The organism is Faecalibaculum rodentium (genome assembly GCF_001564455.1).
Taxonomy (GTDB): domain Bacteria; phylum Bacillota_I; class Bacilli_A; order Erysipelotrichales; family Erysipelotrichaceae; genus Faecalibaculum; species Faecalibaculum rodentium.
Map to the genome: position 1 here is coordinate 2,244,293 of NZ_CP011391.1, position 26,819 is coordinate 2,271,111.

Annotated in this window: 27 protein-coding genes; 4 read left to right on the forward strand and 23 right to left on the reverse strand. The window is 57.5% G+C overall.

Annotation, left to right across the window (positions count from 1 at the left end; all coding sequences use genetic code 11):
- Positions 1-6 precede the first annotated feature (6 nt).
- The 7 genes from aalo17_RS10950 to aalo17_RS10980 are packed head-to-tail and all read right to left on the reverse strand — an operon-like array spanning position 7 to position 4,757.
- On the reverse strand, positions 7-684 hold the full coding sequence (locus tag aalo17_RS10950; protein ID WP_067559457.1) for a 5'-methylthioadenosine/adenosylhomocysteine nucleosidase: 678 nt from the start codon (positions 682-684) through the stop codon (positions 7-9).
- Positions 681-1,385: a class I SAM-dependent DNA methyltransferase gene (locus aalo17_RS10955; RefSeq protein ID WP_067559460.1), complete on the reverse strand. Its 705-nt coding sequence runs from the start codon at positions 1,383-1,385 to the stop codon at positions 681-683. Before aalo17_RS10955 ends, aalo17_RS10950 begins: the two co-directional genes overlap by 4 nt.
- Positions 1,382-1,753: a ribosome silencing factor gene (gene rsfS, locus aalo17_RS10960; protein ID WP_075885901.1), complete on the reverse strand. Its 372-nt coding sequence runs from the start codon at positions 1,751-1,753 to the stop codon at positions 1,382-1,384. The genes aalo17_RS10955 and rsfS overlap by 4 nt, the downstream gene beginning before the upstream one ends.
- On the reverse strand, positions 1,741-2,871 hold the full coding sequence (gene nadD / locus aalo17_RS10965) for a nicotinate (nicotinamide) nucleotide adenylyltransferase (RefSeq protein WP_067559463.1): 1,131 nt from the start codon (positions 2,869-2,871) through the stop codon (positions 1,741-1,743). The genes rsfS and nadD overlap by 13 nt, the downstream gene beginning before the upstream one ends.
- The gene (locus tag aalo17_RS10970) at positions 2,868-3,161 is read right to left on the reverse strand and encodes a YhbY family RNA-binding protein (RefSeq protein ID WP_145907694.1); all 294 of its coding nucleotides are present in this window, start codon (positions 3,159-3,161) and stop codon (positions 2,868-2,870) included. Before aalo17_RS10970 ends, nadD begins: the two co-directional genes overlap by 4 nt.
- Entirely contained in the window at positions 3,161-4,243 is a 1,083-nt protein-coding gene (locus tag aalo17_RS10975) for a GTPase (RefSeq protein ID WP_067559465.1), read from the reverse strand. Before aalo17_RS10975 ends, aalo17_RS10970 begins: the two co-directional genes overlap by 1 nt.
- A complete protein-coding gene (locus tag aalo17_RS10980; RefSeq protein ID WP_236940476.1) occupies positions 4,236-4,757 on the reverse strand; it encodes a YqeG family HAD IIIA-type phosphatase in 522 nt (173 codons plus the stop codon). Before aalo17_RS10980 ends, aalo17_RS10975 begins: the two co-directional genes overlap by 8 nt.
- A gap of 487 nt (positions 4,758-5,244) precedes the next feature.
- On the opposite strand from aalo17_RS10980, the gene aalo17_RS10985 reads away from it, so the two are divergent.
- Complete coding sequence (locus aalo17_RS10985) at positions 5,245-6,168, forward strand: FliH/SctL family protein (RefSeq protein ID WP_067559470.1); 924 nt, start codon at positions 5,245-5,247, stop codon at positions 6,166-6,168.
- Positions 6,169-6,299: 131 nt separating this feature from the next.
- Here the strand turns inward: aalo17_RS10985 and aalo17_RS10990 are convergent, their stop codons facing one another.
- The 9 genes from aalo17_RS10990 to murF all read right to left on the reverse strand — a co-directional run bounded on the left by aalo17_RS10990 (position 6,300) and on the right by murF (position 16,917).
- Positions 6,300-7,205: a patatin-like phospholipase family protein gene (locus aalo17_RS10990; protein ID WP_067559473.1), complete on the reverse strand. Its 906-nt coding sequence runs from the start codon at positions 7,203-7,205 to the stop codon at positions 6,300-6,302.
- Positions 7,202-7,867, reverse strand: coding sequence for an alpha/beta hydrolase (locus tag aalo17_RS10995; protein WP_067559476.1), 666 nt, complete (start codon positions 7,865-7,867; stop codon positions 7,202-7,204). The genes aalo17_RS10990 and aalo17_RS10995 overlap by 4 nt, the downstream gene beginning before the upstream one ends.
- A 13-nt stretch (positions 7,868-7,880) precedes the next feature.
- Complete coding sequence (locus aalo17_RS11000) at positions 7,881-8,414, reverse strand: GNAT family N-acetyltransferase (protein ID WP_067559479.1); 534 nt, start codon at positions 8,412-8,414, stop codon at positions 7,881-7,883.
- Complete coding sequence (locus tag aalo17_RS11005; RefSeq protein WP_203225823.1) at positions 8,411-9,928, reverse strand: amino acid adenylation domain-containing protein; 1,518 nt, start codon at positions 9,926-9,928, stop codon at positions 8,411-8,413. Before aalo17_RS11005 ends, aalo17_RS11000 begins: the two co-directional genes overlap by 4 nt.
- 219 nt (positions 9,929-10,147) lie before the next feature.
- Positions 10,148-10,327, reverse strand: coding sequence for a hypothetical protein (locus aalo17_RS11010; RefSeq protein ID WP_067559485.1), 180 nt, complete (start codon positions 10,325-10,327; stop codon positions 10,148-10,150).
- A 120-nt stretch (positions 10,328-10,447) separates the two neighbouring features.
- Positions 10,448-12,025 (reverse strand): NAD(P)/FAD-dependent oxidoreductase, encoded by a 1,578-nt coding sequence (locus aalo17_RS11015; protein WP_067559488.1) that lies wholly within the window; start codon positions 12,023-12,025, stop codon positions 10,448-10,450.
- Between the two features lie 293 nt (positions 12,026-12,318).
- On the reverse strand, positions 12,319-13,341 hold the full coding sequence (locus aalo17_RS11020; RefSeq protein ID WP_067559490.1) for an acyltransferase: 1,023 nt from the start codon (positions 13,339-13,341) through the stop codon (positions 12,319-12,321).
- A complete protein-coding gene (gene alr, locus aalo17_RS11025) occupies positions 13,328-14,527 on the reverse strand; it encodes an alanine racemase (RefSeq protein ID WP_082743394.1) in 1,200 nt (399 codons plus the stop codon). The genes aalo17_RS11020 and alr overlap by 14 nt, the downstream gene beginning before the upstream one ends.
- On the reverse strand, positions 14,521-16,917 hold the full coding sequence (gene murF, locus aalo17_RS13245) for a UDP-N-acetylmuramoyl-tripeptide--D-alanyl-D-alanine ligase (protein WP_082743395.1): 2,397 nt from the start codon (positions 16,915-16,917) through the stop codon (positions 14,521-14,523). Before murF ends, alr begins: the two co-directional genes overlap by 7 nt.
- Positions 16,918-17,271: 354 nt before the next feature.
- Between murF and aalo17_RS11040 the strand changes: the two genes are divergently transcribed.
- A complete protein-coding gene (locus aalo17_RS11040) occupies positions 17,272-18,456 on the forward strand; it encodes a cation:proton antiporter (RefSeq protein ID WP_067559495.1) in 1,185 nt (394 codons plus the stop codon).
- A 430-nt stretch (positions 18,457-18,886) separates the two neighbouring features.
- Positions 18,887-19,288 (forward strand): HIT family protein, encoded by a 402-nt coding sequence (locus aalo17_RS11045; RefSeq protein ID WP_067559498.1) that lies wholly within the window; start codon positions 18,887-18,889, stop codon positions 19,286-19,288.
- 72 nt (positions 19,289-19,360) lie between these two features.
- Here the strand turns inward: aalo17_RS11045 and aalo17_RS12895 are convergent, their stop codons facing one another.
- From aalo17_RS12895 to aalo17_RS11080, 7 genes are all read right to left on the reverse strand, one after another.
- Positions 19,361-19,522, reverse strand: coding sequence for a hypothetical protein (locus aalo17_RS12895; protein ID WP_158507792.1), 162 nt, complete (start codon positions 19,520-19,522; stop codon positions 19,361-19,363).
- A 128-nt stretch (positions 19,523-19,650) separates the two neighbouring features.
- On the reverse strand, positions 19,651-21,003 hold the full coding sequence (locus tag aalo17_RS11050) for an IS110 family RNA-guided transposase (RefSeq protein WP_067554667.1): 1,353 nt from the start codon (positions 21,001-21,003) through the stop codon (positions 19,651-19,653).
- Between the two features lie 355 nt (positions 21,004-21,358).
- On the reverse strand, positions 21,359-21,595 hold the full coding sequence (locus aalo17_RS11055) for a hypothetical protein (protein WP_067559501.1): 237 nt from the start codon (positions 21,593-21,595) through the stop codon (positions 21,359-21,361).
- Positions 21,596-21,879: 284 nt separating this feature from the next.
- Positions 21,880-22,626 carry a hypothetical protein gene (locus tag aalo17_RS11065; protein WP_067559507.1) on the reverse strand — a complete coding sequence of 249 codons (747 nt, stop codon included), beginning with the start codon at positions 22,624-22,626 and terminating at the stop codon, positions 21,880-21,882.
- A 15-nt stretch (positions 22,627-22,641) separates the two neighbouring features.
- Complete coding sequence (locus aalo17_RS11070) at positions 22,642-24,612, reverse strand: ATP-dependent DNA helicase RecG (protein WP_067559510.1); 1,971 nt, start codon at positions 24,610-24,612, stop codon at positions 22,642-22,644.
- Positions 24,599-25,393: a hypothetical protein gene (locus tag aalo17_RS11075; RefSeq protein WP_067559513.1), complete on the reverse strand. Its 795-nt coding sequence runs from the start codon at positions 25,391-25,393 to the stop codon at positions 24,599-24,601. Before aalo17_RS11075 ends, aalo17_RS11070 begins: the two co-directional genes overlap by 14 nt.
- Positions 25,390-26,217 (reverse strand): LD-carboxypeptidase, encoded by an 828-nt coding sequence (locus aalo17_RS11080; protein ID WP_067559516.1) that lies wholly within the window; start codon positions 26,215-26,217, stop codon positions 25,390-25,392. The genes aalo17_RS11075 and aalo17_RS11080 overlap by 4 nt, the downstream gene beginning before the upstream one ends.
- A gap of 82 nt (positions 26,218-26,299) precedes the next feature.
- Here aalo17_RS11080 and aalo17_RS11085 point away from each other — a divergent pair, with 82 nt between their 5' ends.
- Positions 26,300-26,785, forward strand: coding sequence for a peptidylprolyl isomerase (locus tag aalo17_RS11085; RefSeq protein WP_067559518.1), 486 nt, complete (start codon positions 26,300-26,302; stop codon positions 26,783-26,785).
- Positions 26,786-26,819 lie beyond the last annotated feature (34 nt).

Genomic DNA, 26,819 nt, shown 5'->3' on the forward strand with positions numbered 1-26,819 from the left:
TTACCATCACAGGCACGCACACCATGTCCGGATGAACCTGGCTGTGTTTTCCGCTGCCACTTCCGTGAATTTCTCGAACTCCATGGGGTTGTCGTCATGTCCCGTCACATCCGACAGGGCGCGGACAGCCAGGAAGGGAACCCGGAAGGCATGGGCCACCTGGGCAATGGCTCCGGCTTCCATTTCCGCACAGGCGGCACCCGGCCAGTGGGAGCGGATGAACGCCACATCCTCGGGACGGGCGACGAACTTGTCCTGGCTGACAACTTCTCCCAGTTCACTCGGGAGCTGGAGTTCGTCCAGGATCTGTCGGGCGTGGTTCACGAGCCGGATGTCGGGATCGAAGACTTTTCCGAATCCTTCCGGTCCGTCCAGCGGCGAGGTGTCATAGTCACCCTGGATGATCCGGCTGCTGATCACGAGATCCGTGACTTTCTGCGTATCCCGCAGGCCGCCGGCGACCCCGGCGTTGAGGATATAATCCGGGTCGCAGAGTTCAATGAGCAGCGTGGCCGCCATTGCCGCCAGGGCCTTGCCCACACCCCCCAGAGCCAGGGTCACGTCTTCCCCCTCTATGGTGCCGGTCCAGAATACGATGCCGGCGGTTTCCGTGGTGCTTTCAACGTGCATCACGCTTCTGATCGCCGCGGCTTCCGAGTCCATGGCGGTTATGATTCCAATCATGCGGTCTCCTTCTTCCTGCAGATGTAAAAATACTTTTCCCCCGGCTGCAGCCCCGGCAGGTCGAAGTCCGTCACGACGCTTTCCAGCGTGAACCGTTTCTCCAGTTCCTGCCGGACAAACTCCGGATCATGGATGTACTGCAGGTGGTGTTCCTGCAGTGTCCTGCCATCCGGAAGATAAAACGCGAAATCCTGATACAGCACATTGTCTTCGCTTTCAATCAGCCACTGGACCTGGGTGCCGTCCTCAAAGGTCCCTGCTTCGGCATAGCCTTCCCTGAATTCTTCGATCCGGTCCTGGCTGTGCATGTCAAAATACAGGTATCCCCCGGGATTCAGGTGAGTCCATGCCTGGTCGAGCCACCGGACAAACCCGGCTTCATCCAGGTAGTTCACGGAATCGCACAGACAGGTGATGACATCAAAGGTGCCAAATCCCGACAGGTCGGTCATGTCCCCGGTGGACCAGGTGACTTTGTGGTCCGTATCCTTGGCTGCAGCGGCTTCAATCATGGCCGGCGAGAGGTCCATTCCCTGGACATCTTCATACTTCTCTGCCAGCTGTCTGGTGATTTCCCCGGAACCGCAGGCACAGTCCAGCAGGGTGCTGCCGGCGCTGCCGATCCAGTGCACCCAGTGCCTGGTGGCTTCGTCGTCCTTGACCAGCGCATCGTAGTACCGGGCCAGAATGTCGTAGTTCATGCCCCGGGTTCTTCGCCGGTGGAGTCCGCTTCTTCGGTGCGGTCAATGAATACATCCCGGTACAGCTTGTCCAGGCCATAGAAGTCCCGTTCATCCTGCACGAAGACATTCACCACGACATCCTTGAGATCCACCAGGATCCACTTCGAGTCCTGGCGTCCTTCCACACGCATGTCGCACTCCAGGCCTTCTTCCTTCAGCTTGTCCTTGATGCTCTGCACCACGGCATTGTTCTGCCGCAGGTTCTGTGTGCTGCAGACAATCATGGTATCCATGAACGGAGAGAGGGTCTTCATGTCATAGACACGGATGTCCGTGCCTTTTTTGTCTTCAATGGCGTCGATCACGACGCGGGTCAGTTGGTCCATACTGCATCCTTCCTGTGGGCATCCACGTATTCCCGGTTGGATGCCCTGCATTTTTCAAAACCGGCTTTCAGATCCCGCCGGCACAAATCGATGAGGTCATAGCTGTCATATCCCCGCAGGGGGTCCAGTTTGTCGGCACAGAACACACACATGGCCAAAGGATCGTCGCTGGTTCCCTTGACGTGGTGGAAAATGGCATTGGAGATCCTCGGATCATGGATCCCGAAGACCCGGTCCGTCACCTGTGCCCCCACATAGCTGTGCCACGCAGCTGGATGCATGGTAAGTTCCTCCGGGCAGACCGCTTCAAGCCATGGCCGCATGCGGTCCACCGGCATGGCCTTGCAGACATCATGAAAGAGACCTGTGAGCCAGGCCTGCTGTCCATCGAGTCCCGCTGCCAGGGCGAATTCCTCCGTGAGCCTTGCCACGGACAGACTGTGCATATACCGCCGGTCGGGGACGCGGCTTTTCACAAAGTCCTTGCAGTAGAGCCGGTTCGCATAGAAATAGTCCAGGAGCTCCTGCGGAACGTAGTTCAGCCGGTTTCCCGTCCGGATTTCGGTGCTCGACACCGGGACCGGATCCATGTGGATGAAGTGAATGGGATACTTCGTCTTCACGTTTCTGCCATCCCGGGCCACCGCCGCGAATTTTACCAGCCGTGCCAGCGCATCCGCTTCCTTCCATTTGTGGAACTGCTCCACCTGGTCATTGCCGACCAGGAACGTAAAGTCACAGTCCGGGTACTGTTTCTTCAGGTACCGGACTGTATCAATGGTAAAGGACTCCCCTTCCCGCTCCAGCTCACAGGTTTCCACCCGCATCTGCGGTTCGTTTTTCAGGGCAATCTCCAGCATGGCCTTCCGGTGCTCTCCCGGGGTCAGCTGCCGGCTCTTGAGCGGCGCCTGTCTGGCGGGAATGAACCACACTTCATCTGCCTCCAGCTGGTCAAGGGCCGCATGGGCCATGGCCAGGTGCCCGGCATGCACCGGATCGAAGGATCCTCCCAGAAGCACAACCCGCCGGCGGGTGTCAGCCACATCCGGCACCCGGCTGACAACAGACCGGGAGGGAATGGCATCCACGTGCACGGGGCTCTCTGTCGCCTGACTCACAGCCGGACGCCCAGTTTGTTTTCCTTCGTGGGCCGGTACAGCAGGACTGTCCGCCCGATGATGTGAACCACATTGGCCCCCGTTGCAGCCGCCAGGTCAATGGCGGCTTCGCGGGCATCCAGCGGTGCGGTTTTCAGCAGGTTGATTTTCACGAGTTCATGGGCATCGAGCTGGATGTCCAGGTTTTTCACGGTATTTTCACTCAGTCCGTCCTTGCCGACCTGCAGCAGGGCAGGCATGCCCTGACCCAGGGTACGGAGTGTCTTCTTTTGAGATGCATTCAGAATCATCAGATCATCGCCTTTCGAAACGTCACGTCCACGCCCTTGTGGACCTTTACATAGATGTCCCTGACATCTCCGGATACGGTAAACCATCCGATCCCGGCGATGTCCACATCCATTTTTTCACCCGGTTGCAGCTTCGGGGCATGCCAGGTGTGCATTGTCAGCAGACTGGTGTCGGCCGCCGGAGAGAGCATCCCGTTGAGGTGCCTGGTCCACAGTTCATCGGCTTTCGCCAGCTTGCCCCGGTGAATGGGCAGGTTCCGCGAGAAGTTGCCCACCACGGTGGCTTTTCCGTCTGTCTGGATATCGAGCCGGGCCAGGCCACCGGCCGCAAAGGACTGGTCTTCGTAGATCTGCGACACAAAGGGGCGGATGGGCTTGGTGGGAATCACGGTCTTGAGTTCCTTCGCGGGCAGCACCGAGAGCAGACTGTGGTGGTTTTCGATGCCCGGGGTATCGTAAATCGTCCAGCCGTCCTGTTCGATCGGAATGAGATCCAGTGTGGTGCCGGGGTTGCGGGACACCGTGAGCTCCCCCGAATGGAGCAGCTGGTTGATCAGCGTGCTCTTTCCGGCATTGGCGGTTCCCATGAAGATGACATTGCCGCCCTTCCGGTAATAGTCCATGGCCGCTTTCAGGTTCTCGATGGATTCCTGTGCCATTTCCCCGTGTTTGAGCAGCCCGCCGACGATGAGCATGTCCCTGACTTCGATGCCTTCGTCCTTCAGCCGGCGGTCCACAAATTCGTAGATCTTGTCATCCGACAGGGACTCCGGCAGGATGTCGCGTTTGGTGAGCACCAGGACAATGTCCTTGCCGGGAAGCTTTTTGTTCAGGCGGGAAATCATGTTGGATTCAAAGGCAAACAGGTCCACCACCCAGAACACCGTTCCGTCCACTTCATTGATTTTGTCCAGGGTCTTCGAGGACTCGATTCCCTGCTTCATGTCAATGGTGACATCCCCGTAGTTGCGGATGCGGAAACACCGCTGGCAATAGGAGGCGTCCAGTTTCGGGACGTATCCCAGAGCATCGGGATCTTCGTTCTGCAGCTGCACGCCGCATCCCTTGCAGTATTCAGTCATCGAATTCCCTCCTTTTGAACACGCCTTTTTTCTCGTAGTGATCCAGGATCCGGTTCTCGAAAAACCGGTTGATCTGTGTATCGAATTTATCGCTCTCCGTGATGGGGTGCGTGAGGATCGAATACACCCCCGCCAGGTTGGCTCCCAGGACATCAGTCATGAGCTGGTCCCCGAGCAGTGCGGTTTCTTCCGGCTTGACGTGGTAGAAGCGCATGGCTTTTTTCAGGTTGCGGGGCAGCGGCTTGCAGGACAGGCAGAACACTTTTTCCACCCCCAGGTCCCGGGCAAAGCGGCTGGCGCGTTTGGGCATGGCGTTGGAGACCAGCGCCACTTTGAGCCCGGCCCGTTTCACTTTGCTGATGAAGCGCTTCACGCGGACGTTGTTGTCCGGGTCGTTCCAGGCCACGAGGGTATTGTCGATGTCGCACAAAAGCAGCTTGATGCCCCGGCGTTTAAGTCTGTCGAGGTCAAGATTCGAATAATGGGAAATGTAATAGTCTGGTCGAAAAAGCACGGGATTTCCTCCCTCCGGCATTAGTTTCATTTTACGTTTCGCACCAGAAATTGTACAGCCGGCCGTCCTGCCGGGCCCTGCTATGCGCCGCTGTCAGGTGGGGGGCTCCCGATGGGGCACGGACAGCGCAGGCCCCATGCAGGGGACGGGCACAGAAGGCACAATCGTTTGCATCTGATCTGGCGGCGAGGTTCACACTCGCTGCCAAATGGGTCAGGAATCTCCTTTTCATGCCGCCTGAAACTGGGGGCGGGCAGGAAGTTCTCTATCGGTGTGAACGCCAAATGCAATATATAGGCATTTTAATCAAATTCACCAGCCAGAGTTGACTGTTTAGCCCTTATCTTGTTATCTTGTTGTTACCCAAGGCGCCGCTACAGAGAGTATAGACCGGAAACTGTGCTTCATTGCCATGACCGGCTGCTTCCACATCACAGATCTGATCCGGTCCGCACTCATTGTGAAATGAACGACAGGAGTGACAGACATGATTGACGAATTGAACATCTACGACAGTTCCTTCAAGAAGGTCATCCAGATCGCCGATCTGGCGGCGTTTCTCATCAAACAGCTTCACCCGGATTTTCACGCTCTTGATGTGGAAGACATCGTGGACAGCTTTCACCGCGATTCCCGTCGCGTGATCACCCTTCGAAACACAGAATTCAGCTTCGGCGGCCATATCCTGCACGCCGACTCTCTGGGATCCGCGAATCTTGTTGGACTGGACTCCATCCCCGTCTCCAGGTTTCTGATTCATTATGAAATGCAGCTGGAAAAACATCCGGGATATTCCATGACTGCAAGACAGAATGTCTATGCCCATGGAATTCTTGATACATTCAAGCCGGTGAAACGATACGAAGAGCGACCGCAGCTGCTCTCCATCTGGTTCTTTCCCCGAATGGGAAAAGTGATTGACCAGCCACCGCGGGTCATTCCCGGATCTGCCGGTGACGGCATTCTGCAGGCATTCTTCGAGAATCCCGGAGAATGGTATACTGAAAAAAACAGAGAGTATATGAAACAGCTGGTCAATCAGCCTGTTGCGACAATCCTGGGCGTCGAATTTGGCATTCCCCCGGAGAACGCCACAGATCTGCAGAAGGTTCTGTACAACGTCTTTCTGCTCCCGCACGAAGAGCGGGACTATGCCTACCTGGAAAGCCAGGGCATCCATTTAAACAAGAAGGAAAGAGAGGATATCAAAATTATGCAAAAGGAAAACAACATTTTCTACGCTGATGGCAAAGATGCAGGACGTGCCGAGGGTATGATCGAAGGTCGTGCCGAAGGTATGATGGAAGGTCGTGCTGAAGGCAAACAGGAGGTTCTGAATCTTCTGAAATCCATCGACAGAAGCGCCTACGAAAAACTTGCTTCTCAACTTCAGTCTCAGTCTTCCAAATAATCAAAAGCTGCCCTTGTTCGGCGGGCAGCTTTTTCATCCCATCGCAATCTTTTCTCCCGTGGCACTGTTTCCCGGCTTCCGGCACTATCTGCAACAGTACTCCACCCCTGCATTTCGCCGTTTCAGAATGTTCAGCTCTGCTGATCATTCTGAATGGGCGAAATGGGCGGTTTCGGCGGAATGAACGGAAGCAGTCGTCTCCACCAGCTGTGTCTGCTGTCTGCTCCCAGGAAATCCCGGACCAGTTTTCCCTTCTCATATCCCTGGTCCCAGAGCTCCTGCACACCTGCCGTTCCCCGACTCAGGGCCTGCACGCCATGATCATCGTCGGCGTAGATGGACAACAGCTTCCCCTCAGCTTCCAGCTGCCTGACCAGAGCCACGGCCTCGTTGTACCGGATCACATTTTCCCGCAGCGCTTTTGCCGCCCCCGGATACTTCCAGTCAAAGAGCAGCGCCGCACTGTAAAACTTTTCCAGATCCGCTTCCTCCTGCAATGGGTAGGTGGACAGAACCACGATTTTGTCCGCCCCCTGCTCCAGGGCCTTCTTCACCGGGACCAGGTCGGCAATGCCGCCATCCAGGTACGGAATGTTGCCCACCAGATGCGGCGGACACGCCGGAGGCAGGCTGCTGGAGGCTTTCAGTATCTCCAGACCGTGTTTTTCCAGCATCCGTTTTGTGAAGTAGGCAGGATCCCCCGTGAAGGCATTGGTCGCCACAACCGTCAGACTGCTGTCGGCATCCAGAGCTTTGGTCAGCTTTTCGGAATCATTGTAGATTCGGTCAAAATCCACATAGGATCCCTTGGTGATGAAGTTGCTGAAGGAAAACACCTTTTTGCGCGCCTCGGGGTCCAGATAGAATGACCGGGAAGCCTCCATATCACCGGTGAGAAAATTCACAAGATTGGCGGCACCGGCGGATACCCCGTAACAGAGGTCGAAGGATATATGCTCATCCTGCAGACAGGCCAGGACTCCCGCAGCAAACGCCGCCTGCATCCCACCGCCCACATCAATGATGGCGGTCTTCAAAGCTGCTCCAGACTCCAGAGAATGCCCCGGGCGATCCGGCCAGCCGCATCCTGGAAATGATTGCCCTGATCCTGATGCAGCATGCAGACAATGCCCTCCTGCTCAAACTGCTGCTTCAGTTCCTCCATGCAGTCCCAGGTGGTCTGCAGCACGGGATTTTTCACCCGGGTTTCCTTATTCCCCAGTGACAGCCAGATCGCTGCGGGCTGTTTCAGGAAGGCATGGGTCTTCATATACTCCGTGAACCCGGGAAACCACACGGAACCCGAGGCGCACACCAGTGCATCATATGCACCCGCAACCGTGGGGGCAAAGAGAGAAAACAATCCTCCCATGGAATATCCCGCCAGGATCACCTTCGTGCTGCCGGTGAGTGTTCTGGCCCAGTCTGTCGTTTCGGCCACGGTTTTCGCAAAGACCGGTCCCTGTCCGGTAAAATGGTCATCTTTCATCACCACCGGATCGTGAGCCCAGGGCGACAGATCCTCGTCCCATTCCAGATCCAGCGGCATCAGCACGTTCAGGGGCCGGTCCACCGCTTCGAGAATCACCTCCGTGCCCTGGGTGTGAAAAATGCACACGACCAGCGGCAGATTCTCTCCCTGTTCCTGCTGCCGCAGCAGAAACCGTCTGCCGTCAAAAAGCTTCACTGTTTCCATCATGTTCTGTTTCCCCTCAAGCCGGCTGCACGGTGGCCGGACGTTCGTCTGTTCTGTTTGGTTCGACTGCCATGATTGCCGGCAGATCCGTGAACCCCAGTGTCTCATACAATGGGCGCCCTTCTTCACTGGCCTCCAGCCAGATCTTTTCCGCTCCCCAGGCGCGGGCCTGATCCATCAGCCAGTCCACCATGTCCCTGGCATGGCCCTGATGCCGGTGCTTTGGCCGCACATAAATATTCATCAGGTACCCGCACCGGCCCGACGGGTTGTCGGGACTTGGCATTTCCTGCTGCAGGCAGATGCCACCGCAGCCGATGATCCGCTCCTTCCAGTCTCCGGCACTTCCCCCCTCCTGCTCTCCCGCAGGATTTCCGGGTTCCTCCAGGGCAAAACAGGCAATATGTCCGCTGCCCAGCTGCCCCTGGTAATACTGGCGGCTGGCCGCACGCAGTCCGGACAGGTCCCGGCCCGGGAACACATGGTCCAGAACCTCCATGCGCCAGTCCAGCAGCGTCTCCATATCCCGCGGGGCAGCTTCCCGGATCATTGGCCATCCTCCCGGTCCTGAATGGTGTTTTTGTCCTCCCCCAGGGCATCCAGGGCTTCTTTGTCCACCTTGCCATTGGCCGTGCGCGGCAACGACGCAAGGACCGTAAAGGACTCCGGAATCATGAAGGGCGTCAGATGCCGGGACAGGCACGACTTCAGCCGCTCCGTCACATCCCGCTCTGCCACAGGTGTCTGTTCATTCTCCGGATCCGGTTCCGGCACGATCCAGCCATGGAGATGGCTGCTGCCCTCCGGATCCATCCAGGTGGTGACCACCGCCTCCTGGACCCCGGGGCATTTTTCCATCACGCTTTCCACTTCCTCCGGCTCCACACGCTTGCCATAGACCATCACCTGACGGTCTTTGCGTCCCAGGAACACGAAATTGCCATCCGGCAGCTGATATCCCAGGTCTCCGCTGTGATACATGTTGTGGTCAAACGCCAGGTTTTCCCGGGTATGGTCCCCAATGTATCCCGCTGACACCCCGTTGCCATAGATGCAGATCTCTCCCGTTGTGCCGATTGGTACCGGATTGCCGGCTTCATCCAGGATTTCCATCGAGGCGCCCAGAACAGGACGGCCAATGGGGTGGGATCCATCCGCCAGCGGCTGCTTTCCGCTGGCGCAGTAGTAACTGGCACAGACCGTGGTTTCGGAAGGCCCATAGGTGTTGTACACCGGGACCCTGTCGGCAATCGTGTCCATCTGGGAGTGATGCAGGGTATCCCCGCCGCTGATGAGGATCCGCAGGCGGGAAGGCACGAGCTTTTCGCTGTTCATCTGCGCCACCAGCCACGGGAATCCCGAAATGAAGGTAATGCCGTGGTCTTCGCAGTACTGCATGCGTGCGTGGAATTCATCTGTATGCGGAATGGCGAGAGCTGCCCCGTTCAGCAGCGTGGTGAACACTTCCTCCACAAAGATGTCAAACGTGCACACCGATCCCTGCAGCATGATGTCCCCCGGCCCATTGTGAAATTCATGATGGAAAGCCCGCACATAGTGCATCAGGTTTCGCTGCAGCACACAGACGCCCTTGGGCCGGCCGGTGGATCCCGAGGTATACAGAATATAGGCAGGATCCTCCCCGCTCACGGCAGGCTGGCGTAAGTCATGATGCACCATCGGCAGTGTGGGGATCAGGGGCTTCACATCCGGAAGCAGCCGGTCTGTGTATGCCTTCTGTGTGATCACTGTCCGGATCTCTGCCTCCTGGAGAATGTCGCGGATGCGCTCCACGGGAAAATCCGGTTCCATGGGCACATAGGCTTTGCCGGCTTTGAAAACCGCAAGCATGGAGGCAATCATGAGAATGGAATGATCCAGAATGATGCCGATTCGCGGCTCGTCTGGCAGAATCCCCGCGATGTCATTGGCCAGATCGTTCAGTTCCGAAAAAGTCCAGGGCCTGTTACCGTCCAGGACAGCCAGCTCGTCAGGCCACCGCGAAACAACCGCATCAAAGGCAGCCGGAACTGTATCGTATTTTGGGAGACTCATTGGTTTCATAGTATCAGTGTAGGAGCATGATTCCGTTTTTCGTCCTGTCATGCCCATTGCGCCGGTCCATGGTCCGGCAGGCATTCGGAACAGGAAAGAGAAACCGCTTTACAGCCGGATGTCCGAAAGGGCCACTCTGTGTATGCAAAACCCCGCAGCACATGGAGAATGCACCGCGGGGGCTTGTGTGTATCTGAGACCGGATTCATTCTCCGGCGTGATGCTCTTCTAGCGAACTGCTGCGTCCAGGTGCAGGTCCCGGATTCTTGCATCGCGGCTCGCAGCCCGTTCCAGGCTGTTGTACCAGCAGATGCTTCCGTCCTGTTTGGAGCGGACGATGATTCTCGAATGCGCATCACGGCCGACAATGATCGAACCTGTCTCTGCCATGATCTCGCTGATGTTCATGATTCATACTCCTTTCTTTCTTCTAAACTTGTTTATCTCATTATAGCGGGCATGAACCATGAACGGAATCAAACTGCCCTTTTCAGCCAGACAGTTGTCCATAATCGCTGAAAACAGACCTCATTCTGTATCAGACTGTACACAAGGCGCATAGCGGTCCATGAGTGCCCGGGCGCTCTTCACCCCGTCAATGGCACTCGTCATGATACCGCCTGCATAGCCGCTGCCTTCTCCTGAGGGATAAATGCCTTCATCCCCCATGCGCGTGACTTTGTCCCGGGGAATCCGGATCGCACTGGAAGCCCGTGTTTCCACGCCGGTCATCGTGCCCTCCAGGAACCCGGGAACCTTGCGCTCGAAATCCAGCAGCCCCTGATGCAGGGCGTGGTTGACTTCATCGGAAAACAGTGTGTTCAGATCCGCCGGAACGGTCCCCGGTTCATAGGTCGGTCTGGTGGACAGGCTTTCACTGACGACACCCTCGAGATAGTCCGCGGCTTTCTGCACCGGGGCGCGGTAGTCCGGCGACAGGGCAAAGGCCCGTTTCTCGATTTCCTCCTGATAGGCCAGGCCGTCAAAGAGCCCCGGTCCGTAGTCAGATTCATTGACCTGCACCAGCAGGGCGCTGTTGGCGTTCTCACCCGCGCGGTCGGCATAGGACATGCCGTTGACCACCAGCTGGCCGGGCTGGGCACTGGAGGCAATGACATAGCCGCCGGGGCACATGCAGAAGGTGTAGATGCCCTTTCCGTTGTCGGCCATAGCCGTCAGGGTGTACCGGGCGGGAATCAGCCGGGGATCGTCCTTGAAATCATGGAGCATGGCCTCGTTGATGAAGCGCTGGGGATGCTCGATCCGGACTCCCACCTGGAACGGCTTGCTTTCCATGTGAATGCCGTCTTCATGCAGCTGGCGGAGGGTGTCGCTTGCCGAATGCCCCAGTGCCAGGATCAGGGCCTGACAGGGTTCCCACCGGCCGTTGACGTTGATTGCCGTCAGTCTGTCGTCCTCGATCTTCACTTCCTCCAGCCTGGCCCCGAAGCGGATCTCGCCCCCGAGTTCCAGGATCCGCCGCCGGATGCTCTGGATGATGGCCTCAAAGGCATCCGTGCCAATGTGCGGATAGGCATCCACGAGAATGTCCAAAGACGCCCCATGGGCATGCAAGGTCTCCAGGAGCTCATCCACCAGGGGATCGCGGCTGCGGGTGGTCAGCTTGCCATCGGAGAATGCCCCGGCTCCTCCTTCACCGAACTGGACATTGGATTCCGGATCCAGCTCTCCGGTTTTCCAGAAATGATCCACGTCCTGCCGGCGCTGTTCGATTTTCTGTCCCCGCTCGAGCACAATGGGGCGGTACCCGTGTTCTGCAAGGTCCAGAGCCGCAAACATGCCGGCCGGCCCGAACCCCGCCACGACCGGAGGGGTCTTCAGGGCAATGACGCCTTTGGGCCGGAACGGGGCCGGTTTCTCCGGCGTCGGCCGGACATCCTTTTTCATCAGGTGTCTGGCTTCATTGCGGAGCTGGGCATCAATGATCCAGGAAAAGGTCACATCATGGTGTCTGGCGTCCACGGATCTGCGGTAAATGGTCCAGTGTTTCAAATCCCCGTTTTTCAGTCCCAGTTTTTTCATCAGTGCATGTTCGATGGACCGTCTGTCTGTGTCCCGTGTTTTCACCTGTGAAATTCTCAGCATGTGTCTGCCTCTCTTTCCATTGCCGCTGCCATGGCCGGCCACCCTGGCCTGCCCAGGGTACCACTCCAGTGTACTCGACCACCCGGACAACCGCATAGCGGGATGTCCGGCACGCCGGGTCACAAATGATTCAATCCCCGGATGTGCGGCCTCCGGGATCCGGTATCCGGCACTGTGTCCATGTTTTCACCCTGGTGTCGCTGACCGGGCAATCCCCTGCCCTTTTTTACCCGGCCATCAGAAAACCGGAGGGCACGCCTCCGGACTATGGATATCAGGTCTGCAGTCCCGGCCTAAACCAGGTTTCGCAGGATGGGCCATCGCTTCATGTTCGCCGTGACCAGGAACGCGAAGCCCTGGGCACAGGCCAGTGTCAGGAAATACACCGCGAGATGGGCCCCGGGGAGAATCATCAGCAGAATCCTCGCAAAGAGAATGTGGCTGGTGTAGATCAGCAGGCTGTCCTGGCGCAGTGTGCGATAGCCGGGATTCCAGGGAACCCGCAGCACAAGCAGCCAGTCCACGAGAAAGAATACCGCCGGAATCAGCATGAGGAACATACAGGACAGATCCTCCAGGATCCCCAGCTTTCCATAGATGGCGACTTCTCCCACAAGCAGCACCATGGAGATGGCAAATGCAGTACCCGCCGCCCTTGCACGCACCCGCCTGGTTTTTGCGAGCAGCAGCCCCAGGGACAGGAACATGGGCGCGAAAAAGAAACCGTCCCGCGCTGTCACCAGGGTTTTCTGGAAAAAGCCGTACAGGATGGACACATAGGGCAGCGTCTCCCAGTACGGGGCGTAGATGTTGATCAGGTACCCCACGACATAGAGCCCCAGGCTCACTTTCAGCGTGAACATCATGCCGCGCTTTTCATACAGGAACCACACAATGACCATGCCCAGCATCATGGCCGGAAGGAACCAGAGGTGGTAATAGGATCCGTTGAGGAAGAAATCCCGCACCCAGGAGAAAATCGACTGCCAGGAGAACCCCACCGAGGCGTAGTTCCAGATGGTGTAGGGCAGGTAGATCACCGTCCAGATCAGGTAGATCTTGCCGATGCGCCAAAGGTAGTCCTTCAGCTTCTCCCGGTTTTCTTCTGTCTCGCTCCGGCGGATTTTCCGGAAGAAAAAGTATCCGGACACGACGAAGAAAAACGGAACCGCGAGCCGGCATACAATGGCGATGAAATACTGGTTGAAGACCGGTGACATGTCCACAAAGGGGTAGACATGGATCGCCACCACCAGCAGGGCGGAGACATAGCGCGCAATGTCAATGGCGCCGTACTGCCGTTTAGTGCCCGCCATCTGCATCCTCCTGGTCCGCTGCCTGTTTTCTCACCGCATCCGGATCGCCGGTTCCGGTGAAGAACCGCGGCACCCGTTTTGTGAGGCGGCAGAACGTCTCATTGTTGATGGACTCCGAACACCGGGTGATCGCATCCACCGTCACGCGCTTTCTGCCATCTTCACCGATCAGTGTCACCACATCCCCGGGCTTCACGTCCAGGCCCGTGACATCCGCCATGCACTGATCCATGCAGATGTTGCCCACGAGCCGGGCCTCCTGTCCGTTGACCAGGACCGTCAGGTCTTTGTTGGAAATGAGCCTGGGCAGTCCGTCGCCATAGCCGATGGCGAGCGAAGCGATGGTTTCCGGCTGCTGCACCTCGTGATGGCGGCCATAGGACACCGTCTGCCCCGGCTGCAGGTCCTTGACCATTTCCACGCGCGTGCGCAGGGACAGTGCCGGAATGAAGTCCAGGTCATTGACCACCGGAATGGCATCATTGCTGGTGACGCCCATGTACAGCAGCCCCGGCCGGCAGTAGTCAAAGCCCATGTCCCCGTAGTTCAGGATCCCGTAGCTGTTCTGGATATGCACGAGGCCCGGATCGATGCCGTTTTCCTTCAGTATGCTCACCAGCTCCTGGAACATCGTGGTCTGGCGCCCGGTGAAGGCCATGGCATCTTCCCCCAGGTCATCACTCACGGGATAGTGCGAGAAAATCCCTTCATTGGAGAGATTCTTCATGGCATACACCTCAAAGAATCCATCCAGGTCCTTTTTCTGCGGCTGCCAGGAAATGCCAATGCGGTTCATGCCCGTATCTGCCTTCACATGCGTCCGCAGCTTCAGGCCCCGGGCATTCAGCTCTCTGGCATAGGGGACATCCACCACTGTCTGGATGAGGTCATGCTCTGCGAGCAGTGCAGCCTGGTCCGGATCGGTCCATCCCAGGATCAGGATATCCGAACGGATGCCGGCCTGACGCAGTTCCAGTGCTTCCCCGATCGTCGCGACGCCGAAGAAATCGACCCCGTTTTTTTCCAGCACCCGGGTGCACTCCACCGCCCCGTGTCCATAGGCATCGTCTTTCACGATCCCCATGATCTTCGTGCCCTGCATCAGTTCCCGGACCTGGCGCAGGTTGTGCGCCACGGCATCCAGGTCCACTTCCGTCCATACCCGCTGTCCGGCAGTGTCTAGCACTGTCCCACCTCTTTCTCCAGGGACAGTGCAATGAGGTCATCCAGCAGCTTCGCAAAGGGGAGGCCGGCTTTTTCCATCATGGTCGGGTAGCGGCTGGTGGCTGTCATGCCCGGAACGGTGTTCAGTTCATTGATCACCAGCGCCCCATCAGGCTGCAGGAACATGTCCACCCGGGTGAAGCCGGAGCACCCCATGGCCTGGTAGGCAGCCACGGCCAGCGCCCTGGCCTCTTCTGTTTTCTCCGGCGAAATCCGGGCCGGGCAGTAAATGGCGGAATCCTTCATTTCATACTTGCCCGCAAAGTCAAAGAACCCGCCGTGGATCTCGATTTCATCCACATCCCCGGCAAAGGGTTCCAGGTTTCCCATCACCGCACAGCCGATTTCAAACCCGGGAATGCATTCCTCCACCAGGATCTTGCCGCGGCCGTCCCAGTGGAAGGCATCCTTCGCTGCTTCGTCGAATTCCGCCAGGGTATCCACTTTGTGCACTCCATAGGAGCTGCCTGCATTGCAGGGCTTCACGATCCACGGCAGGGGGATCACCTGCAGGATCTCTTCGGCGGAATACGGAATGCCCGCCTTCAGGCACACATACTTCGCCGTGGGAATGCCCTGGGCATCCAGGACGATATGCGTGATGTCCTTGTCCATGATCATGGCCGAAGACAGGGTGTCGCAGCCCACGCAGTGAATGTTCATGATCTCCATGAGCCCCTGCAGGGTCCCGTCTTCGCCGTTTTTGCCATGGAGCACCGGAAACACCGTATCCAGTGCACGCACCGCCGCCGGCTCATCGCTTTCCGGCCGCACATAGCCGCCATGCACCCAGGCCACGGGTGTGGTGAGTTCCGGCGTGTTCCAGGTATCGTGTTCGATGTGGTCGATGTCCCCGGTATACTCCAGGAACCGGCCTTCTTTTGTGATGCCCACCAGAGACAGGTCGTACTTGTCCCTGTTCAGGTTCCGCAGCAAGCTGGCCACAGAATGCAGAGATACAGAATATTCACTGGACTGACCGCCGAACAGTACGGCGAGTTTGATTTTCTTCATGAGTTCATTGCCTTCTTTCTCCAGCCTGCCGGCCAGTTTGTCGAGCTGCAGCGCCCGGCTTCCCTTTACCAGAATCACCGCATCCTCTTCGAGCAGCGGCTTCACGGCCTCAAACAGGCCATCCTGGTCTTCATGCCAGGACTCGCCGATGCGCCCGAACACCGGACCGGTGGTGAACACTTCGATTCCCAGAGTGCGTGCATGGTCCAGCACCCGGCGGTGGAGTTCCATCTCCTGCGGCCCGAGATCCAGCATGTCCCCGAGTACCGCGTAATGGCTGCCCGGCAGGGATACCAGGATATCCAGCGCCGCAATGGCGCTTTCGGGATTGGACTTGTAGGAATCATCCAGCACATGGGCCCGGCCGGCCGGCTGCAGCGCCGTGCGCATGCCGGTCATCACCAGGGTTTCCAGTGCCTGGTGTCTGTCTGCCGATGAAATCCCGCGGGTTTCCCCCAGAATCAGGGCAGGGAGAGCATTCACGCACTGGAAGCTGCCCAGGGCATTCAGCCGCCAGGGGGTTCCGTTCCACTCAAAGGCCATGCGGCCCTGTTCCACGCTCACATGGTGCAGGTCCCTGCGGGAAAAGGGAATGACGGTGATGTCGTTTTCCTCAATGAACCGGCGCGTTTCCGGTTTCTGCAGCTCCACGGCCAGTTCCGGGGCATCCGCCAGATACAGGAACGTTCCGCCGGGGCGCAGACCCCGCAGGATTTCCATCTTCGCCTGTGCGATTCCCTGCTTCGATCCCAGGTTCTCCATATGGGCGCTGCCAATGGACGTGATCACCGCTGCATCCAGCGGAGCAATGTCCACCAGGGTTTCGATTTCCCCGAAGTTTTCCATGCCCATTTCCAGCACCGCCGCCTCGATCCCCGGATCGAATTCCAGGATCGTCAGCGGCAGCCCGATCTCGCTGTTGCGGTTGCCCGGCGTGGCCTGCGTCACACAGTGCCGCGAGAAGACAGCCTTCATCATGTCCTTGGCACTGGTTTTGCCATTGGATCCCGTAATGCCGATGGTATACGGATGCAGTTCGTGCAGATACGCGCGGGCAATGTTCTGGAGTGCCTTCACGGTGTCATCCACCAGAATGAGGGGGACGTCTGCCGGCAGCGGTGTATGGTCTTTCTGCCACAGGGCTGCGGCCGCCCCTGCCTGCACCGCCTGTGCGATGAAGTCGTGTCCGTCGACACGGGCGCCGATGACCGGCACATACAAAGACGCGGGCACGACCTGCCGGGAGTCTGTGACGGCGCCTTTGACAACTGCGCCTGTATCCTGAATCAGGACCCCGCCGGCCATGGCCGCAAGGTCCCGGATGGTTTTTCTGATCATGTTGAATCCTCTTTGTCGCGTACCATTATAGCACGCACAAAGCGGCTGGCTGCGCCCTCTGTGCAAGGGCAGAAATTTGTCACACAGCCACCGGCTGTATGCCCTTACCTGTGCCCGCCGCCCGCTCCTGCATCCTCAGATCCCAAGACAGCCGGTCTGCATGCCCTGCTGGATTGTCCTCCTTCGGACTTTCTTTCCTTAATATATGGATACGTCCATCTGTTAAGCTGCCGCAAGCCGCATTCCGGGTCTGCACCGGTCCCCTTCTGCCGGGAAACCTTGGGCGTCAGGCCCTGGCTCCTGTACAATACAGTCAGCCTGCCGGTTTGACCGGCTGCAAGGAGTGAGAACAACATGCTGCTTTCCTTCGGACTGATCCTGCTGTCCGGGGTTCTCGTCACCCGGATCATGAAACACATCGGACTCCCGCCGCTGACCGGGATGCTGCTGGCGGGAATCCTGCTCGGGCCCGCCGTCCTGAACTGGATCGACCCCGCCATGCTGGAGATCTCCGGATCCATCCGCAAAATTGCACTTCTCGTCATCCTGATTCGCGCAGGCCTGAGTCTCAGGACAGAGGACCTGATTCGTGCCGGCCGCCCGGCACTCCTCCTGTGTTTTGTTCCCGCCACCTGCGAAATTCTGGCATTTCTGCTCCTGGGGCCTCCTGTGTTCGGCCTGTCCCTGCTGGAATCCGCCATCCTCGGTACCGTGATTGCGGCTGTCAGTCCCGCCGTGGTCGTTCCCGGGATGGTGACGGTCATGAAGTCCGGATACGGCCAGGACAAAGCCATTGCACCCATGATCCTGGCTGGCGCCAGTGCAGACGACATTTTCGTGATCGTGCTCTTCAGCATCTTCACCTCCATGGCCGGCCAGGGCGGCTTTCACTGGCAGATGCTGCTGCGGATTCCCACCTCCATTGTCCTGGGGATCCTGAGCGGAATCCTTCTGGGAATTCTCTTTGTCCGCGTGTTTCACAGAGTCCGGACGCCGGTGATCACCCGGCTGATCGTGTTTCTGGCCACCGGTGCCCTGCTCTATGCCCTGGAGGATGCCCTGACTGGACCTGTCGGATTCTCCGGACTCATTGCCGTCATGACCACCGCCCTGGTGGCGGGTCACCTGGATCCGCCTGCTGCCAGACGCCTCGGCGCTTCCTTTGACTCGCTCTGGACGGCCGCGCAGATCTTTCTCTTCACCCTCATCGGGGCAGCCATTCAGCTGACGTACGCTGCCCATGCCCTGGGGCCCTCCCTGCTGCTCATTGCCGCCGGTCTCCTGTGCCGGAGCGGCGGTGTGCTGCTGTGCCTGACAGGCACTTCCCTGAACTGGAAAGAACGGCTGTTTTCCGTGGTCTCCTATCTTCCGAAAGCCACTGTCCAGGCAGCCATCAGTGCGATTCCGCTCTCCATGGGTCTTGCCTGCGGGCAGACCGTGCTGACAGTGGCTGTGTTGGCCATTCTGGTCACGGCGCCCCTGGGGGCAGCCGCCATCGACCTGTTGTATCCGCGGCTCCTCCATAAACCGGATGCCTGATTGCAGGCAAATCCGTCATACGTCACCATAAATTGCACACACTTTGGCCACAAAACACCTGAAAGCGGTTACCTGCAAGGTGGCTGGAGGCGGTGTTGACTGTTATTTTCTTCACAAAGTGGCAGGAATTGGGGTCCAGGTGGGAGACGGGTGGCTGATTCCAGGTAGTTTGCCCCTCTTTTCCCCTGAATCTGGCCTGAAAATGGCCTGTTCACACAGTTTTCCATATTTTTCACACAATTACCGGTGGACCCTGTGTTAAACTCTAAACAAGCAAGGAGCAGAAGACCTTGCCAGTATGATTCAGTCTCAGGCTAATTCATACTATTTTCTATCCCCTTAATTTGAAGAGCCAGGCATCCCCTTAGCCTGGCTTTTCATTAGGAAAAAGCGAATGGTCTGTCCCGTTACGGAAAAAGGAGCAATAACTATGGACTGCATTTTCTGCGAAATTGCCGCGGGCAACATCCCGGCAAAAAAAGTCTTCGAGGATGACGATGTCATTGCCTTTCTGGATGTGAATCCCGCTTCCTTCGGCCACACCCTGGTGGTGCCGAAACAGCATGTAAGAAACTTCATGGAAGCGGATGCTGCCACCATTGGCAAGGTGTTCGGTGTGGCCAGCGCCCTGGGCAGGGTGCTCCAGGCAAAACTGGGGGCTTCGGGCATGAACCTGCTGTCCAATGCAGGGGAAAGTGCGGGACAGACGGTGGATCATTTCCACATCCACCTCATTCCCAGGTATGATGACAGGACACAGGAAGCCCTGACGCTGGAGTTCGGTCCCATGGACCTGGACCTGGATCAGGTGCTCGCAAAAATTCAGCACTGAACGGATACACGCAAAAAGGATGATGGCGCTCATCATCCTTTTTTGCGTTTTCCGCCTGTGCACAGGCCTGTTTCAGGCCATGGCCTTCCGGATCCGGCGGACCTGTTCCGGCGGAATGCCGCTGTACATGGCAATGTCCCTCTCGCTGATCCGGCCCTTCTTCAGCGTGTTCCCCACTGTCCTGCGGATCTGCAGGTCAATACCGGTTCGGCGGCCTTCCTTTCGGCCTTCCACCAGCCCCTCTTTCGGTTTTTTAATTTGAAAACAATCTTGCGTTCAAAGCTGACAATTGCCAGAGCCACTAAGCATCTACTGTATTAAAAGGCATAGTACCCCCTTTCCCCCAAAAATCGCTTATAAATTCAGGCTGTTATGTATTCTCCTGTGATCGAATCATAACTGTTACCCGCATCATCTTTGATCTCAGAATCATCAAACCCTTTTGCTATCGTTTTGAGGATCTGATGCTCTGTCATCCCCATCGCCTTCAGTGTGCTGACTGTCTTATTCAGTTTCCTGGACTCCTTTTGGACTGAGAGACCTCTTGGTACAAAACAGTCATCACAGTCTTTGGGATGCCATTCCTTCATGTCCGAAAACATGTGGAAGATCGATACGATCACTTTTCGGGCGATCGCGACGATCGCTCTTTTCTTCCCCAGACGCAAACTCAGGATCTCAAATTTACAGCGGTAATATGGATTCTTGGATCTGACAGCTGCCCATGCCACTTCAATCAGAACAGGTTTAAGGTGCTTGCCCCCCTTGGTGATGTGACGGGAATGGATCTTTCCTGCTGATTCGTCACTTCCTGGTGCCAGACCTGCCCATTTGGCTACACGTGAATCCTTCCCAAACTGATCCATCTCCGTTCCAAGCTCAGCGATGATCTTTCGGGCACTTATTTCACTGACTCCAGGTATCGTCATCAGTAAATCGATAGGCTCCTTATGATCTTCACAAGCCTCTGCTATGAGCTGGTCCAGTTTTTCTATCTCTTTCGTCAGTTCATCTATATGGTCCCGGATGATCTTCAGTTTCTCTCTCTGGAATTTATCGAATTCGAGTCCGTGGCAGGCCCGGAGGATATCTTCCTGTGAAGCTTTGCACCGCTTCGACACACATTTCAAAATATCTTCATCTGTATATGATTCTCCTGATAAGATAAGATCGATGATACGGGATGCCGATATTCCCCGGACATTGGAGAAAACCATGTCCAGTTTGTAGTTGTTGACAGTGAGACAATTGATCAGACGGTTATGGTCCGAAGCCCGCTGTTGCACATACTTTTGTCGAAGACGTGTAAGCTCTCTGAGAGTGCGGATCTGTTTGCTCGGGATATAACTGGATTTTGTCATCCCGTTTCGATACAGATCACAGATACGTGCGGCATCCTTGTTATCATCTTTCTCGCCTTTCACCAGAGACAGCCATTTAGGGTTACAGACCCGCACTTCATCCATGGCTGTCTCAAGGACGTTATAGACCGGTATCCAGTATTTTCCGGTCGATTCCATGCAGACATGATGGCAGTCATTCTGCAGGAGCCAGTCCCGCAGGTCTTCCAGATCTGCACGAAAGGTCGAGAACCTTTTTTTTACCGTATTGACCGTTCCCTGATCGCTGGTGCTTTTGATCACAGCGACGACAAAGGATTTATGGACATCAAGTCCACCGGCAACCGGAATAACAGTTTGAGCTACATGGTTCACGGGTGTTCTCCTTTCTGAAAAAAGTAAGGGAGCCTTGTCAGGGATGGAGCGAACTGAAGACATCACTGTCATGAAGACAGATTGCACTTTAATTTACAGCCTCACGGGACTTATGGCAGGTTCGTGGGCATCCCTGTTTTGCAGTTTCTTTCTCTGCTTTAAATCTTTGCAGATAGTCTGTAATTAAAACCGGCGCAATAAAGGCTTCCCTTAAATACATCATAGAGGGAAGCCTTTCAAATGTTATTTCTGTTTTCATCCATGGCAGGTGGCTGACTCAGCCATGAAGTTTCTTTCCATACTCGTCCGCGATTTTACACATAGATCTCCATCCGCCTTCGGAATTCTTCAGATCTTAGACCATCCGGCGAATCAGCAGATGTTTCATTTTTCCGGGATCATCACACCACAAATCATGCAGAACCGTTCCCGGCAGGTCACTGGAGCGGGACCGGCCGTTGATCAGGCGCAAAAGGATCCCGGGATCTGTCACAGTCATGGTTCCGTGCAGGGTCAGATGGAAGGCCTGAAACAGCTGACCTTTGCGAAACAGTCCGGCAGCGCCTTTCAGGATAAACGGGTCTTTCGTCAAAACAACCGCATAACTCCCGCCACAGTTTTTGCAGTCACGACCTGTCGGAAGTGCGTGAATGCTCAGGACTTTCACATACCGGAAAATCCGGCTCCAGCCGAAATCTTCGGATGATCCCAGCCACTTCCGGATCGAATTCAGTGTTCATGAAGTGTCCTCCTGTTTATATATTCGTCAGCCCCCCTGGTTTTTGCTGAAATTTCTCAAAAAAGAAGGAACCCGGAATCGAAAAAAGAACCCGTGAGGGTTCTTCATCTGTCTGTACCCGGATGGCTGCCGCCCTGTCAGTCCTGCGGGGTGTCCAGCGGTACAGTGCTTTCCGTCAGCTCCTCAATGTTGCAGTCAGCTTCGAACACCCGGCGGACATACCCTGCAAAATCGCGGTTCTCCTGCTCCTTTGAAGAGAGATAGACCTGCTGGGTGCTGATGGCTTTCCGGTTCACCACCTGCGCATTGTTGACATCGGGCACCAGCACGATTTCATACCGGCCGTCCTCCAGCTGATACATCCACAGGATCCGGTCCCGCACACCCGCTGTTTTCCCCTGCAGGAATGCCCCGTACACCGGTTCCTGGTCCTCCGCCTTCAGAGCCCTGACAGCTGCTTCCCGGCTTTCCTGAATATAGGCTTCGGGAATCTCTGCCAGACTTGCATATCGTTCAGGCAGTCCCTCCACCAGAAACTCTGCCCGGGTGTTGACCGGCTGGAAATGATATTCCACTGCCATGTCCGCATCATACAGGGCCGTCACAGTGATCGTGTCCCCGTTGGCAAGCTTTTCCGACGGCTCAATCGTATATGTCACCGTCTGCATGAATTCCTGGATGCGCTGGTTCAGGTCATCTGTCTTGGATACGGCACTGACCTGGGCCTCGCCGCTTTCCCCGGTGTACACGAACTGGATCCCGAGCATCACGTCAATGTTCACAGTCTGCAGGAACCCGAAATAGCCCACCAGCATCAGCCCGATGCAGCAGGACAGCAGGAAGGCGAAATATATGAGTTTGTTCTTCACGGCTCCGGTTTTCATGGCACCATCATACCACTAGTCGATATACCGTACAGAATCCCGGGCCTGTCTGACATATTCCATCAGCGGCGGCCAGTCACGGCGCGCCAGCATGGCAGCGGCATCCTGCACCGCGGCTTCCATGATCGCCGGATCCTTCTCGAAATCCCCCAGCACGAAGGCAGGCAGTCCGGACTGCCTTGTGCCGAGCAGATCCCCCGGTCCCCGCAGCTGCAGGTCGTATTCGGAAATCGCAAAGCCGTCCCGGAGTTCCTGCAGTTTCTGGAGCCGCTCCACCGCCGCCATGTCCTTCGTCGCCGACAGCAGCCAGCATGTTCCCTGGACCGGGCCTCTCGCGCACCGGCCCCGCAGCTGGTGGATCGTGGACAGTCCGAAGCGGTGGGCATCATAGATCACCATCATCGTAGCCTTCGCCACGTCGATGCCCACCTCAATCACCGTGGTGGACACCAGAATGTGAATGTCCCCGGCCTTGAAGCGGGTCATGACTTCCTCTTTTTCCGCTGCACTCATGCGTCCATGCAGCAGGCCGATGGTCCAGTCCTTCCCCAGGACCTTCACCATGCCCTCGTACAGCGACGTGACCCCCTTGATGTCCAGCTCCAGGTTTTCATCGATGGCCGGGGCGACCACATAGCACTGCCGGCCTTCCTTGAGCCCCTGCAGCACGTCCTTCAGCACCGGCTTCATGGACTGTCCGCGCACATAGCGGGTTTCCACCGGCTTTCGCCCCGCCGGCATGGTTTTGACCGCCGACAGGGCGATGTCTCCATACAGAAAGTGGGCATAGGTACGGGGAATGGGCGTGGCGCTCATCATCAGAAAATCGGCGCCTTTCCCCTTTTCGAGCAGCTGTCGGCGCTGGGACACCCCAAATCGCTGCTGTTCATCCGCCACCACCAGTCCCAGATCCGCAAACTCCACCGGATCCTGAAACAGGGAATGGGTGCCGACGACAACAGACACCGTGCCGGTCTTCAGCCCTTCCAGCACCTCCTGCTTTTCTTTCCTGGACAGGGAGGACACCAGCAGCTTCGCTTCGATGCCCGCCGACTGCAGCGTTTTCAGATGCTGCCTGGCCAGGATTTCCGTGGGTGCCATCAGGGCCGACTGGGCACCGGAGAGCTCGCAGGCACGGATCGCCGCCATGGCCACGACGGTTTTTCCCGACCCCACGTCTCCCTGCACCAGGCGGTACATCGTGGTGTCCCGCCGCTGGTCGCTCCACACATCTTCAATGGCCTGGCGCTGATCGGCTGTCAGGTCGTAGGGGAACTGGTCCAGGAAAGCCTCGGCCAGTGCCTGGTCAAACATCCGCGGTGTCTTTCGCTGCCCGAGCGCACTTTCGGACTGCACCGCACACTGGAAGCAGAGAAATTCTTCATACTTCAGGGTCCGGATCGCCAGATGCAGACGCTTTTCATCCGGTGGCCGGTGGATCCACCTGTAGCTGGTATCTTTGTCCAGCAGGCGGTACCGGCGCCGGAGATCTGGCGGGACCAGGTCCGGAAGCTGGTCGAGGTGCTCCAGGGCTTTGTCCAGGATGGCCGGCATATCCGCCGGTTTCATGCCTTTTGTCATGGAGTACACCGGCACCAGGCCTTCTTCCAGGGGCTTTTTCTGCGCCTGCATGGCAGTCACTTTTCCCTCCCCGTTGTAGGTGCCGCGGATGTGGATGGTTTCCCCGAAGGGAAAGGCGTTGAGCCAGGGGCGGTTGAAGACCGTCACCTGGAGCTCCTGGTTCCAGCTGATCACTGTGAACCGGGTCATGGTCCGGTTCTTTCCCAGGCGGATCACGGCAGGGCGGCTGGCGATGAGTCCCGCAAACCCCACCGTGTCTCCTTTCTGCCACTGGTCAAAGGGCAGCTGTTCATGGCTCTCGTACCGGAAGGGATAGGTTTTCAGCAGCTGCTCCAGTGTGGTGATGCCCATTTTCTGCAGCAGGCCGAAGCGCCGGGCCGTCAGCTTCAGTTCAGTCAGTTCCATGCAGGATCCATCCCGCCTGCATCCAGGCCAGCAGGCATCCCGTCAGGCAGAACAGCAGGGCAGCGCCGGAAAAGCCGGCGGAAGCGTACAGCGCCGCACTGGAGAGCGGGTCTCCCTGGAAGAGCGTGAGGGTCGCCAGGGAAAAGGCGTTGACGCCATAGGACAGCGTGAACAGGCCCCCCAGCAGAGTGTCCAGCGCCATGCGGGCCAGGACCAGGAAACACCAGCCATTGAGCACCGTCCGGCGCCGGAAGATCTCTGCCAGTGACTGCAGGGGATTCGTTCCCCGGGCGACTGCCAGGTTCCAGGTCACCACCAGCGGTCCGCTGACAATCAGCACCAGCGCGCAGACAAGTTCCACGGGCACCAGCACCCAGGTGTGACCTGCAGCCAGTCCGTACAGAGGCCGAAGGATGCCATACACCAGCACCAGGAAAACTGCCGGCAGCAGGGCTGCGCGAAGCAGATCAGCCGGCCGGAACCGCAGGCGGGGCAGCGTCTTCGCGGGATCTGTGGCCTTTTTTCCATGCCCGGCTTTTTTCCGGGGCGCTGTCTTGTGGACCGCCGATGCAGGACAGGTCTGCCAGATCCAGGCCATGAGTGCATACAGTGCCACGCCGGCAGCGAGATACCACAGGATGAAAAGCAGGCCCTGCCACAGGGCCGGCAAAGACAGGGCAAACAGGCCATAATACCCCAGTTCATAGATGCCGGAAAGCACCAGGAGCAGGCCGGCGGGCGCCAGGGCGCGCCGGTCAAACAGAGACCGGATCAGCTTCATGAAAAGAGCTCCTTTCCGATCCACAGGCCTTTGGAGCCCGGGGCATGGCCCACCTCGGAGGTGAGCAGAACGGGCAGGTCCATGCGGGCCCCCATCTGTTCCAGGACGGTGAGAACCACCGGCAGCGGATCCTGCAGTTCCGTGAACTGACCCAGTGCCAGGGCGCGGATCTGGTCCATGACCCCCATGTTGCAAAGCTGTGCCACCATGGAGGCAATGGCCATGGCATTGCCGGACCTGGCTTCCAGAAACAGGACCCGGCCGGTGAGGTCCGGCCACCAGGGGGTGCCGGCCAGCTTGAGCAGACAGCGGATGTTCCCGCCGGCGACAGGTGCCTGCACCAGCTCCTGCAGCCGCATGGATCCCAGGGCATGCCAGTCGGGACGCATCAGCGCCGGGTCGCCCTCTTTCAGGAAGGCACAGAGAGCCGGAATGTTCTGGCTGGCAGAAAACAGCAGCGTTTCTTTGCCGGTGGCGGCACTCAGGGCATTGAGGACAGGCGTCAGGTCGCTGTATCCCGCAAACAGGGTGCGGCAGGCACCATACAGCTCCAGTTCCAGGAAGGGCAGAGCCAGAGTGGAGAGGTTGCCGCCGGAGACATCGAAAATCCAGTCAAAGTCGCCCTGGCGCATCCAGTCGTTCCAGACCGCTGCCCGGGCATCCCCGGCAGAAGGCCGGGACAGGATCGGGGAGACATGCACATCGCAGAAATCCAGGGCCTGGATCAGTTCACCGGGCCATGGCGCAGGATCGGAGAGACCCAGCAGGCCGATTTTCAGCCGGCGCGCATCTGTTGTCCGGCTTGTTTCATACTCTTTGGTCATAGGAATAGTTTACCATCCGGCGGCATTGCGATTGAGTCCGGGAGCCGGTTTTTCTAAGATGGATGAAAAGGAGGAATTCTCTATGACAAAACGAGTGACGATCACCATGGATGACGGCGATGTCATGAAGGGGGAACTGTACCCGGACGTGGCACCGAAAACGGTGGAAAACTTCGAGAAGCTTGCGAATGAAGGCTTCTATGACGGTCTGACCTTCCACCGCATCATCCCCGGATTCATGATCCAGGGCGGTGACCCCAGGGGCAACGGAACCGGCGGTCCCGGCTATACCATTCCGGGCGAATTTTCCGGAAACGGCTTCAAAAACGACCTGAAGCACGAGCGCGGCGTTCTGTCCATGGCCCGGGCCATGGATCCGGACAGTGCCGGCAGCCAGTTCTTCATCATGCATCAGGATGCCCCGCACCTGGACGGCCAGTATGCGGCCTTCGGCAAAATCACCGACGGAATGGATGCCGTGGACAAGATCGCGGCGACACCCACCAACTGGAACGATGCCCCGAAGGAAAAGAAGGTCATCAAGTCCATCCGTGTGAGCGACGAATAACATCTGTATTCCCGCACACAAAAGCCGGACCATG